Source organism: Dyella sp. PARNA 12/25 (genome assembly GCF_055702865.1).
This window is the reverse complement of sequence record NZ_JBVQCI010000023.1, coordinates 1-13,216: the sequence shown is the minus strand read 5'-3', so window position 1 is coordinate 13,216 and position 13,216 is coordinate 1. Positions and strand designations below refer to the sequence as shown.

The 13,216-nt window shown below is 56.5% G+C and carries 12 protein-coding genes; 7 read left to right on the top strand and 5 right to left on the bottom strand.

The features are described 5' to 3' along the window. Nucleotides 1-225 precede the first annotated feature (225 nt). Nucleotides 226-849, bottom strand: a complete 624-nt coding sequence (locus AC0GUR_RS21520; RefSeq protein ID WP_472879568.1) for a hypothetical protein — start codon at nucleotides 847-849, stop codon at nucleotides 226-228. Nucleotides 850-1,471: 622 nt separating this feature from the next. Here AC0GUR_RS21520 and AC0GUR_RS21515 point away from each other — a divergent pair. The 3 genes from AC0GUR_RS21515 to AC0GUR_RS21505 all read left to right on the top strand — a co-directional run bounded on the left by AC0GUR_RS21515 (nucleotide 1,472) and on the right by AC0GUR_RS21505 (nucleotide 5,501). Next, complete coding sequence (locus AC0GUR_RS21515) at nucleotides 1,472-3,079, top strand: hypothetical protein (RefSeq protein WP_472879567.1); 1,608 nt, start codon at nucleotides 1,472-1,474, stop codon at nucleotides 3,077-3,079. 459 nt (nucleotides 3,080-3,538) lie between these two features. Next, on the top strand, nucleotides 3,539-5,062 hold the full coding sequence (locus AC0GUR_RS21510) for a DUF1254 domain-containing protein (protein ID WP_472879566.1): 1,524 nt from the start codon (nucleotides 3,539-3,541) through the stop codon (nucleotides 5,060-5,062). 208 nt (nucleotides 5,063-5,270) lie between these two features. Then, nucleotides 5,271-5,501 carry a DUF6429 family protein gene (locus AC0GUR_RS21505; RefSeq protein WP_472879565.1) on the top strand — a complete coding sequence of 77 codons (231 nt, stop codon included), beginning with the start codon at nucleotides 5,271-5,273 and terminating at the stop codon, nucleotides 5,499-5,501. 149 nt (nucleotides 5,502-5,650) lie between these two features. Here AC0GUR_RS21505 and AC0GUR_RS21500 read toward each other — a convergent pair whose 3' ends face one another. Continuing rightward, nucleotides 5,651-6,106 (bottom strand): Dps family protein, encoded by a 456-nt coding sequence (locus tag AC0GUR_RS21500; protein WP_472879564.1) that lies wholly within the window; start codon nucleotides 6,104-6,106, stop codon nucleotides 5,651-5,653. Nucleotides 6,107-6,444: 338 nt separating this feature from the next. Next, a complete protein-coding gene (locus AC0GUR_RS21495) occupies nucleotides 6,445-7,056 on the bottom strand; it encodes a hypothetical protein (protein WP_472879571.1) in 612 nt (203 codons plus the stop codon). Here AC0GUR_RS21495 and AC0GUR_RS21490 point away from each other — a divergent pair. Further along, entirely contained in the window at nucleotides 6,973-7,239 is a 267-nt protein-coding gene (locus AC0GUR_RS21490) for a helix-turn-helix transcriptional regulator (RefSeq protein ID WP_472879570.1), read from the top strand. The genes AC0GUR_RS21495 and AC0GUR_RS21490 overlap by 84 nt on opposite strands. A gap of 70 nt (nucleotides 7,240-7,309) precedes the next feature. On the opposite strand, the gene AC0GUR_RS21485 is transcribed toward AC0GUR_RS21490, so the two are convergent. Together AC0GUR_RS21485 and AC0GUR_RS21480 are read right to left on the bottom strand one after the other, a co-directional pair. Beyond that, nucleotides 7,310-8,098, bottom strand: a complete 789-nt coding sequence (locus AC0GUR_RS21485) for an alpha/beta fold hydrolase (RefSeq protein ID WP_472879563.1) — start codon at nucleotides 8,096-8,098, stop codon at nucleotides 7,310-7,312. Nucleotides 8,099-8,687: 589 nt separating this feature from the next. Continuing rightward, entirely contained in the window at nucleotides 8,688-9,188 is a 501-nt protein-coding gene (locus tag AC0GUR_RS21480; RefSeq protein ID WP_472879562.1) for a hypothetical protein, read from the bottom strand. 669 nt (nucleotides 9,189-9,857) lie between these two features. On the opposite strand from AC0GUR_RS21480, the gene AC0GUR_RS21475 reads away from it, so the two are divergent. The 3 genes from AC0GUR_RS21475 to AC0GUR_RS21465 all read left to right on the top strand — a co-directional run bounded on the left by AC0GUR_RS21475 (nucleotide 9,858) and on the right by AC0GUR_RS21465 (nucleotide 13,086). Continuing rightward, nucleotides 9,858-11,804, top strand: coding sequence for a radical SAM protein (locus tag AC0GUR_RS21475; RefSeq protein WP_472879561.1), 1,947 nt, complete (start codon nucleotides 9,858-9,860; stop codon nucleotides 11,802-11,804). Nucleotides 11,805-11,812: 8 nt separating this feature from the next. After that, complete coding sequence (locus AC0GUR_RS21470) at nucleotides 11,813-12,262, top strand: IS110 family RNA-guided transposase (RefSeq protein ID WP_472879569.1); 450 nt, start codon at nucleotides 11,813-11,815, stop codon at nucleotides 12,260-12,262. Nucleotides 12,263-12,615: 353 nt separating this feature from the next. Next, a complete protein-coding gene (locus AC0GUR_RS21465; RefSeq protein WP_472879560.1) occupies nucleotides 12,616-13,086 on the top strand; it encodes a hypothetical protein in 471 nt (156 codons plus the stop codon). The last annotated feature ends 130 nt before the right edge of the window (nucleotides 13,087-13,216 follow it).

Below are 13,216 nucleotides of genomic sequence, written 5' to 3'. Positions count from 1 at the left end.
AGGCAGACGCTCAACTTTGAAACACCGGCCGAACGTTTCCAGCGATGTGTTGCAACGACCGGCTGAAGTCGCAGTCGGGAGCAGACGCCCGAGGCTCTTCGCCTGGGCGTCCGCGCCTCGCCATCCGAGGAGGCCGAAAAGACTAGTTTTGGTTGTGCCTGTTGACCGGCGCAGTGCCACCCCCGAGAGATGCATCGGTTGCTCCTCAAGGGAGCATCCCAAGCACTACGGATTCGCTGCGTGCGATTTGCCACCTTCGCTGGCTGGGGTGGCAGTTGTGATCTGTTCTCCGCGAGTCCACTGCACAAAGGCATTGAGCAAGGGATAGAACAAGGGCTGGTCGAGACCTGCCCAATTGAACGCCGACTGTTCCAGCAGGAGCACTGTTTCGCCAGTGGATGGGTCAATGGCCTTGAGCTGGGCCATATAGTGATAGCCACCCTTCCACTCAATATAAGGTTCGACAACTAGGAATGGGCCAATCGACTCCTGGAGCTTGTTCAGGCCGACCAAATCGGACACGGAAGTGACTTTGTCGGAAAGGTGCTGACTAATCACAATAGCTTCAAGGTCCGATTTTTCGTCGACCTTCGAGAACGCATTCATGTTTTTGAAGGAATTAACGAAAAACTCCGAATATTGCTTTGACTTCGAGTCATCAACCTTGATGTAGACCAGGCTCTTGTATTTGGCGGAGTACGGTTTCTCCGTCTTGACCCCGTCAGCATCCAATTTGGTCTGTGTTGGAAAGAAACCCGTAGTCTTATCGAGTGGCTTGGTCTTGAGCGTGCCGTCACAAGCTGCAAGCAAGAAAATCGAAAGCAATGCCAGAATGCGAAAATACTTCATGTTTTCCCCTGTGATTAGTACCGTGCCATCGACAACGTGGATAGAAAATCCACATCAACCCCATGCGCCGTGATTGATCCATGCCGAGCGACGAGAGATAACCGCTACTCGGCATCAATGCGCGAACATATGCGCCCAAATGCAATCTGACTGGACCAATTCCCCCCGGACTAGCGGAATATAGCCTTAGGCTCACAGTTCTACCATCGGTTGGAATAGACACTTTGCGGATCCAAGCAGCTCGCCTGACCCGCGTCAGATCTGGCCCGCTCGAACTTGGGCCAAATGGTCGTCACACCTAGTTTCGCGAATGTCAGCCTGGAATCCATCTCAGCAATTACGTCGTGCAGATTGATCCGTCCCGTTGCCCCGCAACCCAATGGCCCAATCCCTTCCACTGGCCCTTTGCGCCAGCCAATGCCTCCGAACGCTGAACACGCTACCGGCGCGGAAACCCGGGTCAGAGTGCACTTTTGGGGCGAGGTGTCAGGCACTCAATGCGGTGTCAGGTTCACTTTAAGCCCCACGAAAAAGAACCTAGCCCCGCTTCACGTTTCTTACACCGGGTGTCAGGCCCTACTTGGTTCCGCTGCGCCGCTACAGCGAGCCAGGAGGGACGATCGTGTACGTCTTGGCACAAAAGCAGAATCAACCTGAAAAGCCATCACCTTTCAGGCCTGCTGGGTCTAGCTCGGCAACATTTGAACGGGCACGTCAGAAGCTGCCTGTCCTTCCATCGCGAGGCACCGTCGACACTCCCGCTGCGTCACGCGCATCGGAGTCACCTGTTGGAGAGCTCGATGCCGAATCGACCTCTGCGACATCACCTCATGCGGGTTACGATTTCAGCGGGATTCCCGTTCTGCCTCCTGACGCGCGCGGAGGAGGCGACATCGGCAGTCGATACGGGCAGGTGCATGTCAAGGTCCCCTTGCGTGGTTTTATCCACCCCGTCGCTGCTTCTCTGAACGCCTCCGGCGTTCGATTCCGGTTGCCGGAGTTTGATCGTGTGAAGGCCGCGTATTCGGACAAAGACCTGAAAATTCCCGAGGCGGTCATCAAGGCCAGGGTCACACAGTTGCTTGAACGCATGAAAAGGGAGAAGCGGTTGAAGAGCGCGGACTCGGTGGCGACGATCGTTTCGAAGATCTTCCCCGCTGCGGGCAAACTGGATGAGGCCGAATTCAACAAAGCCATCGACGTGTCGGACCGCTCAAAGATCTATAAGTCGGTCACCGACGCCGACACTAAAGTGAAGGCCGTAGACAAACCCAAGCTCCAGTCCGCCATGAAAGACGCTGCCGCCGATGTCAAAACGGTAGAAGGGGACGCCACTGGGCTGAAGCAGGTGTTTGGAGCCCAGGACGCGACTGCCAAGAGCAACTACGCGGGGGCGAGAAAGGTGCTCAATGATTTATCGGCGAGCACGGCCAAAATCGACGCGGAGGTCACTACGGACTACAACCTCGACGACCCCGAGGTGGGTCTTGGAGGGTGGGCCAGCTTTAAAGATAAGAAGATGCACCTGTTGCTCAAAGTTGCGCAAGTCGATGATGTTGCTGAATCCAAGGCCACCTTAATTCACGAGGCGTCCCACTTTGCGAATGCTTCGGTTGACGACCACGTTTACTACGCAAAACCGGGCTTTTTCGAGTTGGACGAAGCAACAAAAGTGAACAACGCTGCGCACTACGAGGAGCTACCTCGCCGCATCTCGAAATCGAGCAAGTTCGACAAGAAGACGTTTACCCCTTCCAAGAAGGTGGGGGGCGGCGCCGTCACTCGCGAGGACAAGGTAAAGGCTGCCACTGACCTGTATTTGCGGCAGGCATGGGACGCCGGGGTCGACGCTCACACCTTTATCCGGGGGCTGCGTCGCGAGTACATGGCCGGAAACAACAAACCTTTCAATGACAATAAAGCCTTGATCATCGAGATCTCAAAGCTCATGGATTTGACGATACATGTGCAAGCTTCGGGGAAAGCGCTCGTCACCTCGCTCGACGTCACCTTGTCAGAGAGCGTTTCGCGCGGTGTCTCGCTCATCGGGGATCTGGTGTCGTCTGTCTCCTTCCCGAGCCCGGTGGGCACACTGACCGATATCGAGTTGCGCGATAAGCTTGTTGCGGGCGCCATCAAGAAGTACGGCGTACTGCTTAAAGACCCCACCAGAGATAAGGCTTTGCTCGATTGGCTCGTAGCTCATTACAGAGTGCTGCCGAGCGTGTAGCCAGGGAAGGCCACGGAAGGCTAGGGAAAGGCTCACTTCATGCACCAAAGCCCGGGTCAGGTTGGACTTTCTGTGAGAAGAAAAGTGCACTCTGACCCGGGTTTTGAATGCAACACTTTGATGAAATCCTTTTGCGTGGAATATCAATCTTCCACGCTTTCCTGGTGGCCCATCTGACGGTCCTGCTGTGCGACGGAGTCGGATTTCCCGGAAATTGAGGCACTTCCAGCCTGCTGACCTTCACGCAGCGAATGTGAGCTCGCATGTCAGAGCAATGTCCCTTCTGCTGACGCAGTGTCGGGGTGTTGCGTTGACCGGTTGAGCTCGCAGTCGAAAGCGGACCTGACCCGGGAGACATCTTGTACGTAAAAATGCGGGTTTCTGGTAAGTAAGCGTTCGGTCGCGACACGACAAGCATATGTGCTCCCATGGCCTGCACTATTCCAGCGAGCGCAACCCATGAATCGGATAAACGCACTCCGCACCAAGGTCGCCGTGGCGATAGCCAGTACGCTGATTGCTGGCTCGGTGTATGCCCAGGATGCTCGCTATCAGGCGCTAGCCAATGCGCCGTTCGACAAGGACTACCCCACCGCAGAGGCAGCGAAGACGCTGGAGCGCGAGCTGCTTTTCCAACGTGCCACGCAGGCTTACCTCTGGTCATTGCCCGCGATCAACATGTGGGCCATGAAAGAGGGCTCCGAGAAAACCTTTGGAGCTGGCTACAACATCCTGCCGACCTGGAAGGAGCGCATCAAGGCAACGACCAAGGTCACCACGCCGAACTCGGACGTGGTGTACGCCATGGGTTACCTCGATCTGCATAAGGATGGCCCGTTGGTGATTGAAGTGCCGGAGGGCATCCAGGGCATCTTCGACGACTTCTTCCAGCGCCCCCTGACCGGACCTACCATCGATGGGCATACATGGGAGGGCGACGTTGGTTTTGCCGGGCCCGACAAGGGTAAGGGTGGTGTGTACGTGTTGCTGCCGCCCGATTACAAGGGCGACGCACCTGCAGGCATTCCCAGCGGCGCGTTTGTTTATCGCTCGCGCACGAACAACGTGTTCCTGTTCTGGCGCGCCTTCTTTAACGACCCCAAGGATCTGGCCAAACCCAACGCTGAGATCACCGCCACGCGCATCTATCCAGTGGGCCACAAGGCCGAAGCCAAGGCCATGCAGTTCCCTGATGCCAACGCCAAGCCAGCGAACCTCTTGTTTCCCGAAGACGGCAGCTACTTCAACATGATGTCGCGCTTCATCGATAACGAATACGTGGACCCTGCCGACATGGACATGCGCGGCTTTCTCCACACCATTGGCATCGAAAAGGGAAAGCCATTCTCACCCTCTGCCGATATGCAGAAGCTGCTCGACCTGGCCGCCAGGACGGGCTTCAAGATGAGCAAGAACGTGATGGCGACCATGCTGGTAAAGGAACCCGGCAGCAAGTACTACCCGGACCGTCAATGGATCAATGTCTTTGCGGGTGAGAATACGTCGTTCCAGGCCAGCGGCACCTTCACCAACTTGGAGCAGCGCTCCGGCTTCTTCACCAGTGCCTATTCGGCAAGCCCGGGTATGGTGAAGAATCTGATCGATATGGGTGCGAAGTACCCCGTGACCTTCCGTGACAAGGACGGCAACTACCTCGATGGCGGGCGCACCTATTTACTGCACTTGCCGCCCAACATCCCGGCCAAGAACTTCTGGTCGGCAACCGTCTACGATGGCACCACGGCGTCCGGGCTCGCCAACAGCCAGCCTTTCCCGTCGCTCAACCAGATGGACAAGCCCGCCATGAATGCGGACGGTTCGCTTGACCTCTATTTCGGGCCTGCCGCGCCAGCTGGCAAAGAGAAGAACTGGCTACGCACGGTGCCGGGCAAAGGCTATTTCGTGATCTTCCGACTGTATGCGCCTCAGCAGGCGTTCTTCGATCAGACGTGGAAGCCAGATGACATCGTCAAAGTGAAGTAATGTCGATCCGCGCCCGCCATAGACCTCATGATTTCGGCTCACTCGGGTGTCCGCTTCGGGTCGGAAGCGGGCCTTTGAAGGATGCAATAGGGCCAGCCATCCAACAAGGTCCTACGGGGGGATGTCTTAAGCGGTCGTCGCGCGCGCCCGAGATTTCGACACAGTGGAGACACAAGCGTAGAGTTATTGGCCGGGATAGGAGGCGACTATGGAACTCGACCCGGAAAAGATTGATCAAGCGGCGCTGGCGTTGCTGTACCTGTCGTTGCACGATGATCGCCGCGCGTGGAAGGGCATCGACTGGGAAGTTACCGACCGCTTGTATGCCAAGGGGCTCATAGCCGACCCAGCCAACAAAGCTAAATCGGTTCGTTTCACCGATGAGGGTCTACAAGCTGCCGAGGCGGCGTGTGATCAGCTATTCGCCTACAAGGGATAGGTCAAGTTCACCACCTCCACTTTTGTCGAGGGTTGGCTCTTCCAGTTGTAACTCCGAAAACCGGGGTCAGAGAGCACTTTTCTTGCCGGTCTTCACGGAAAGTCCACTCTGACCCCGGTTTGCTGGCCCCCGGTTTGCGGAGGGTAACTTCATGAAGCCCCGGGGCGGGAGGATTCGCGCAGATGCCACACGCGCGACTCGGTCTCGTCGATCGATGCGCAGAGCAGGGCCGCGGTCGCAACATCGCCATACTCTTCACACAAACCGTGCGCTTCACGCAGGTAGCAAAGCACTTGCAGGTTGTCGTTGCGCAGGATGGCGAACATCTGCGGCGCCGTCAGTTTGCCTTCTCGTAGTTTCGTGATGCGATGGCTACGGGCGACATCTTCCAGAGAAAGGACGGTGCAGGCCCCGAGTTTGCGTATCCGATCGCCAAGCAAGCCAACGACCTTGAAGATCTCCGTGGCATGCGCGTCGAGCATAACGTGGTGCTCATGGAAATTCGGTCCAGGTACTTCCCACGCGAAGCCCTTGGTCTTCATGAATAGAGCAAAGTAGTCCGCCAAGAGCGCGTTCAAGGCTTCCGCCAGCTCTCGCGCGGCCACGGGCCCGAACTCCGGATGGATGTGATCGGATGCACCCGATGGCTCCACAAATCGACCTGAGGTCACGAGTTGCCACCGTCTGCCTGCGGGAGTCCTGAGCTTCCATCAGAGGTCCCGTTCCGTATGTCAGGTTTCGGACGGCTTTGGATGGTTTATGCCATCCAGGTGTGGGATTGACCGTTGCGTAGGGCGATCTATCATTCTTCGGGTAGTCGAAGACAGCCGGTCCCACCCCATCTGACGGAGGGCCTATGCAAGAGTTTCGCTTGCCGGACGCGCCTGGGCTGGTACTTCGATCGTTTCAACGGTCGGCGATGACGTTTACCGAGGTCATGGATTCAACGGGCCGCGAGCTGACGGCACCCGTTCCGTGCGCGGATGCCTTTCTCGTCCAGCTCAGGATGATCGACTGCCCTCGCGTGGAGTACTTCGCCGATGGCCGACATGTCGATGGTGTCGACACCAGCGCTGGACTGATCCAAATCCACGATCTTCGACGAAGTGCGGTTGCCGTGATACGCGACCCGTTCCATATCCTGCATATCCGCCTTCCACTCGATGCCATCAGCGCTGCCGCAGAGGAAATGCGCGCGCCTCGCATCGATGCGCTGCAACTCAAGCCAAGCCAAAGCCTTCGCGATACCGTGCTGCGCAACTTGATGCTCGCACTTCAGCCGATGGTGTTGCGACCCGCAGAGGCCAACTCTCTCACGGTCAGCTACATGGCACTGGCCATCACGGCTCACATCGCGCAGCGCTATGGCGGCGCGTTTGATCGGTCTGCGCTCAGGTCTGGGGGCTTGGCGGGGTGGCAGGTGCGCAAGGCGCTTGAGCTCCTTGATGCATCCCTTGCCGGTGACATCTCTATGAATCGCTTGGCCATGGAGTGTGGTTTGTCGGTACGGCATTTTGCCCGCGCGTTTCATCAGTCGGTCGGCATGCCACCACACCGATACCTCCTGAAACGAAGGATCGAATTGGCCTGTCATTTGCTGGCACGGCGAGGCATGTCACTGCCGGACATTGCGCTGGCGTGTGGCTTCGCTGATCAGAGCCACTTCACGCGCGTTTTTCGCGCGCATGTCGGGGTTCCCCCGGGCACGTGGCGACGCGTTCACGTCGGCGGCAATTAGAGGCTTCCTGCGATAGTCCCACGCAAAAAGGCCCCGCGCGGCGGGGCCTTTCGTTGCAAGATGGCGGTTTTTACTGCTTGGCGAGGCTGGATTGCGTGGCCACCTTCTTCGCGGCTTCCTCGATGATCGTGGCGACCGCCTTCGGGTTCGACACATAGATAGCGTGGCTACCCGGCACCTCCGTCACCGTCGCATTCGCACGCTTGGCCATGTTGCGTTGTGCACCGACGGGAATCATATGGTCGTCCTTCACCACAAGATACCAACTGGGCTTGCTCTTCCACGCGGCTTGCGTGATGGTGCCCGACAGCGCGTTCACGCCCCATGGCACCTGCGAATTGGCCATGAAATTCGCCTTCTTCGGCGGCAGGTCGCCGGCGAAAGAGGCGGCGAATTTGCTGCTGTCCAGTATCAGGAAGCCATCCTTGGGAGGCAGAATCGGCGGCTGAGGTGCACCCGGGGGAGCGCTCTTGATGATGGCCTCCACGGATTCGCCCGTATCCGGCGCGAAGGCGGTGATATAGACCAGTGCCTTCACGTTCGATGCATTGCCCGATTCGGTAATCACCGCCCCGCCGTAGGAGTGACCGACGAGCACTACGGGGCCGTTTTTCTGTTCGAGTATGCGCTTGGTGAAGGCGACATCATCCGCCAATGACGTGGTCGGGTTCTGCACGATGGATACGTCGTAACCGTCCTGCTTCAGGAGGTTGTAAACACCCTCCCAACCCGATCCATCGACGAAACCGCCGTGCACCAGCACTACCGAAGGTTTGGTGTCGGCGGCGAATGCTGACGTGCCGCCGGTGAGCATCGCGCCGCCGACAACGGCGGCCATCACGTAGTTGCTGAAGTTCATGGGTGAGGCTCCTGCAGCGCGACAGAGTGCGTACGGCCAACGGCGCCACAGCGCTGTTCGTACGTGGCCCATGAGAGGAGACCCTGGTTCTCCCTTGGCATGGCGCGCGGTGATCGTCGTCAGGGTGTTGGCTGCCATTGGCGGACACCGCAGCGCCATGGTTGTCCTGGCTGCCGAACGGGTCTTGTCTGATTGCGCCGGCATTTTTGTTCAATCCGGACATTAGTGACCGCGGCTTTGGCCGCTCACGCCGCCCTGGGGTAGACGGTCAATTTCCCGAGTGGTGCTCCGGAAGCGAGGAGCGGTTCGATCATTACTCGTCTGACGCGTTGGCCGAACGTTTCTAGCAATGTGTTGCAATGACCGGCTGAATCCCCAACCCATAGCGGACCCTGGCGCCAGACGGAGATAGATAACCGCCTCCCCGTACTTCTACGTAAAAAGCCTCGAAATCCGGGGTCCGAAAACCGGGGTCAGTGTGGACTTTCCGTGAAGACCGGCAGGAAAAGTGCTCTCTGACCCCGGTTTTCCGATAGCAACGCCGGACCAGCACCGCCACGCCATGGCTGCAACGATTTCCTCATTCCGGCTAAAACGGTTGCGTTGATGAAAGCGACTTCGCGCATTGAACAAAACTCAGCTCAGCCGCGGCGATATTTGTGGTGGGAAATTCCCAGACGGGCTCTTTCCCTTTGGGAAATCCAATCTTCAAGGACTTGGAGTCTCTGAGGGCGCCGAGAAACATAGCTATCTGATCGGTTGGAAGGATTGCATCGAGGACCTTTCCATCGCCATACGCGGAAAGTGTGATGCCTTCAGTGCCGTTAGACATGGTGAAAGTCACCGGAACGTTGGTTCCCTGCGGAATGTTCCAAGAGTCCTTGTAAAGGGTGATGTTCATGGTCTGATGCCCCGCGAGGGACTTTATTGCCACGTTTCTCACCGTGTCGGTCTCTTTCGGCGCATACATGAGCGCACAAGCCGGCGTGTTCTGGTTCGTTCGAACCTTTGACGTTGACCAGCCGCCAGCCAGAGCTGGGTTGCTGGCGACAACAAGGAATGCAGCAAATAGCAGTGTCTTCAGTCTCACAATGGAACTCCCTGATCGCAGGCGACTATCAAAGACCTAAGGCATATCTGTGAACTGTCCGCTGAGGTCGGAGGTGGACCTTACCGCAAGTCCTCGGGCTTAAGCGAAGGATGGACTTGATAAATCGGCATCATCACATCCAGAAGCGTGGAACCAAAACCGGGGTCAGAGTGGACTTTCCGTGAAGACCGGCAAGAAAAGTGCTCTCTGACCCCGGTTTTCCACTGTGTATTGCTGGCGGGCGATCGTTGCAAGCACTCTGCTTAGGTCTGCTACCGACCCGAACGGACCGTTGTCAAACAGCCGCAGAATCTTCCAGCGAGGAACGTTTCTGGAGACTTGTGTCATCTGCAACGTTGTCGCCGATTTAAAGGCCCTGACGGGTGATTTCCGGCGCGTCGTTTGCCGTGACTTCGGGGAGCACAAGATCTCGCTCTCGGCTGTCGCAACGCTAGTCGATAGAATGATATCGGTAGCCGACATGCGTCGATGGCTCGATGAGCAAAGAAAATTTGGCGTCGGCGTGCCCATGATTCAATCTTTGAACTTGAAGATTGCGTAGTCCGTTCAGGTCTTTGGAAACATGGAGACGTCTGTCGTATCCGTTGAATTCCGAAGGCAGTCAGGGATAGATTGGTCGCCCCAATATCTCCAGGGATTTCAGTAAAAATGGACACACCATTCCATATTGAAAGCGAATTATTGGGATTTGGTTGGTACGAAAAGGAATCACTGGGCGATCAGGCCTGGATGTGGTCAAGAGATCTCGCGGAGATTAATACGCGAGGTATCAATCAAGTGGAAATTTCGCTTTTCAGCAACTACGAAGACATCAAGGGCGCGCCGCAGCGACTCGCCATTGTATGCAACGGAAAAATTCGCCAGGAACACATTTTAAATAAAGGAGTTCATGTCCTGGCTGTGCGATGCAAGGACGTGGACTCTATTTACCTTGTTATCGACGCCTTTAGGCCTAGCGAGCATGACCGCAAGTCAGCGGATGGGCGATCACTCGGCATCATGCTTTTAGGCATAACCTACGATTCTGGGGCGTTGCTGCCGCAGCGATGTTCGGATGACACACCGATATGCGATCCAAACGGCCCGCCCGTACTTATCCAGGTTGAAGTAAGCACGGCGTGCCATCTTGCCTGCGTAATGTGTGCACGCGCCGCAAAATCAGGTGGTTCGGCTGAGCATATGACAGACGCAGTGTGGAAGCGGCTGTCCCATACAATTCCGTCCGTTGACCAGGTAAGTATTTTGGGCGGTGGTGAGCCTTGGACGCATCCAAAATTTCTAGATTGGCTAGAATTTATTGATAGCAATGGCGTCTATACACATATAACGACAAGTGGCGATCTGATCAACGACTTGCGCGCTCAAAAACTTGGTCAAATGAAGTATCTGCGCAATGTCACATTTTCCATTGATTCCCCTGATCCAGGCATATATTTCTCGATCCGTGGTCAAGTTTTAAAGCGTGCGATATCGGGCATCGAGCGAACGCTGGTGCACGTCAGAGATGCCGACGTTGTTCGCATCCATGCCGTAATCATGCGTAGCAATCTGCGCAGCGTTTCAGGCTTTCCTGAGCTGCTTAAGAAACTTGGGGTCAAGCGTTTGGCGCTGCGTGGTGTCAATAACACGAAAGACACTACCCGTGACATGGTCCCAGACTACACAGAAGAAGAACGGGAAATTCTCCGGTCGACTAGGCGATCTGCGGAGGCACTGGGTATTGTCGTGAGCATGCTTCCCACTTTGCCTAAAGATCTTCTTTACGCCGGCACATACGATTTCAAAGATGAAGAAGTGGGGCGAGACGACAACGTGGAGGCGACACAAGATGATGAGACGATGACGTTCGTAAGGGAGGTTGCGGCACCCCGTCGTTTTCAAGTGACCGCTCTTCAAGAAAGGATAGGTCGACGCATGGCGTCCTCTCTTAGGCAGATTTTGCGTCAGGATGTGCAGCCGCCGCCGCAAATGTTGGCGCACCTCAATCACAAGATCAGCGAATCAAGATCCGATGGCGCAAAAATCTGCTTTGATCCGTGGGAAAAGCTTTTTGTGATGCGCAATGGCGACGTCTATCCATGCGAGGCGTACCATTTACAAAACCCGATAGGTTCCCTCGCTGACGACTCTGTCGAGAATTTATGGTTTGGGGCCAAATACAAAGAGTTTCGAAAAAACCTATTGCTTGGCCGAAACCTTGCCTGCAGAAATTGCGAGCGCCGCGGATCAGGTACCCATCCGTTTAAAAGATTTGCTGCTGAAGTTGCTTCAGAGGCAATTGATGTCGGCGGGCAATCGATTGTCAGGTTACGGAACGTTGGGACCGAAATATGGACTCCAGAAGCACCCATACTTCTTGCAACTGCGAAGCCTCGTGATCGCATGAACAGCAAGTTCCATCACGCATCATGGATAGCCAAAAATCGGCCATGCACATTCACCGAGCAATCTGTGCAACCCGGTGAAATCGCAACATTTCGCTTCTGGACAACCTTCCAAGGAGCGGATCAGTCCGAAAAATTCCAATTCGTTGCGGAAGGTCACTGTTGGCTGCCGGGCACCGAATTTGTTATCAGTGCTTTCGATCGCAATTGAATTTTTAGCTGATTGGAAAACCGGGGGCAGAGTGGACTCTCCGTGAAGACCGGCAAGAAAAGTGCTCTTTGACCCCGGTTTTCCGTGGTGTGGGGCCGATGATCGCCACCGCGCTGGTGGCCGCCATGGGCGATGCCAAGCAATACACCAACGGTCGTCAGCTCGCCGCATCGTTGGGCCTGACGCCGGCACAGAACAGCTCCGGTGGTAAGGTAAGACTGCTGGGCATCAGCAAGCGCGGTAACGCCCATGTGCGCGCGCTGCTGGTGCATGGCGCCCGCGCGATGTTGCGCACGGCCGCCACCAAGGACGATGCGTTAAGCCGATGGGTCACGCGCTTGGCGGAGCGATCCCATCCGAACGTGGCCTGCGTAGCGCTGGCCAACAAGACTGCGCGCATGGCCTGGGCCATGTTGCGCCATGGCACCGACTATCAACCGGCGCTGGCGGCCGTCTGAACGTAACGTCCGAGCAAACCCTACCTTACGATTGCGAAGCACCCTGTACGATGACGAACCGGTCGGACCGGCGCTGGCAAAACCCTGAAATGTCCACGTGCCACGAGCACGACAAAGCGATTGGGAGCCGGCGCGCGACTAGCTCATCAAGGTCCAGCATTCTCCGGAGCGAGGGTGACGGAGGCCGGATATACGTTTGCAGTCGACACGGACGCCAGAGCGCGGGATGCTTGCAACTGGGGAGGAGTCCATATACGGACAGATTCTTGGCCCCAGAAGGCCCTCGCAATTGCTGTTGGCAGGCGCACCTTGGCGGCTAGAAGGGACGGCCATAAATACGACAAGGGGCTCAAATGTTTCGGCTTTTCTCAAGGCTTGGTGCATTCGCCCTGTATTCGGTGACGATGGTTTGCTGCCTCAATGGCTGCACCTCGGGAGACGAGATCGCGCGGATTCCTTCGCCGGACAAGTTGCTGGAAGCGGTGGTAGCTGAAGACAGTGGCGGTGCTACCACGGACTTTTGGTATGCCGTGTGCGTTGTGCCCTCGGGCAAATCAGCTTGCGATACGCAAAGTGCGGCATTGGTCCTATATGGGGCCACCCGGAGCGAGGTGGCTTATGGAGTCGACGTTGCGTGGATCAGCAATGACAAGATCGCCATTCAATACATGACCGCCAAACGGATCACTAAGGATCAGCCCGTGGTGCGAGTACGCGACAGGGAGGTCGCAATAGAGTTGCGTAGCGGCGTGGTAAACCCAACGGCACCTGGGGGATCAATGTGGAGAAACCTTGGGGCCGGGAAGATTGAACGGGCCGAATAGTTGGAGCAAGGCTTGTCGATGGGTCGCCACTTCAAATGGGAAATGTCTGCTTTCGACTGCGACTTCAGCCGGTCAACGCAACACACTATAGACGCGCAAGCGGAAGGAGTGTTGCATGGCACGCAGACCC

Excerpts from the sequence above, each read along its gene's own strand:
- AC0GUR_RS21465 (WP_472879560.1), top strand. The coding sequence starts at position 12,616 with ATGTTTCGGCTTTTCTCAAGGCTTGGTGCATTCGCCCTGTATTCGGTG.
- AC0GUR_RS21485 (WP_472879563.1), bottom strand. The coding sequence starts at position 8,098 with ATGAACTTCAGCAACTACGTGATGGCCGCCGTTGTCGGCGGCGCGATG.
- AC0GUR_RS21510 (WP_472879566.1), top strand. The coding sequence starts at position 3,539 with ATGAATCGGATAAACGCACTCCGCACCAAGGTCGCCGTGGCGATAGCC.
- AC0GUR_RS21475 (WP_472879561.1), top strand. The coding sequence starts at position 9,858 with ATGGACACACCATTCCATATTGAAAGCGAATTATTGGGATTTGGTTGG.
- AC0GUR_RS21490 (WP_472879570.1), top strand. The coding sequence starts at position 6,973 with ATGAATCGCTTGGCCATGGAGTGTGGTTTGTCGGTACGGCATTTTGCC.
- AC0GUR_RS21505 (WP_472879565.1), top strand. The coding sequence starts at position 5,271 with ATGGAACTCGACCCGGAAAAGATTGATCAAGCGGCGCTGGCGTTGCTG.
- AC0GUR_RS21520 (WP_472879568.1), bottom strand. The coding sequence starts at position 849 with ATGAAGTATTTTCGCATTCTGGCATTGCTTTCGATTTTCTTGCTTGCA.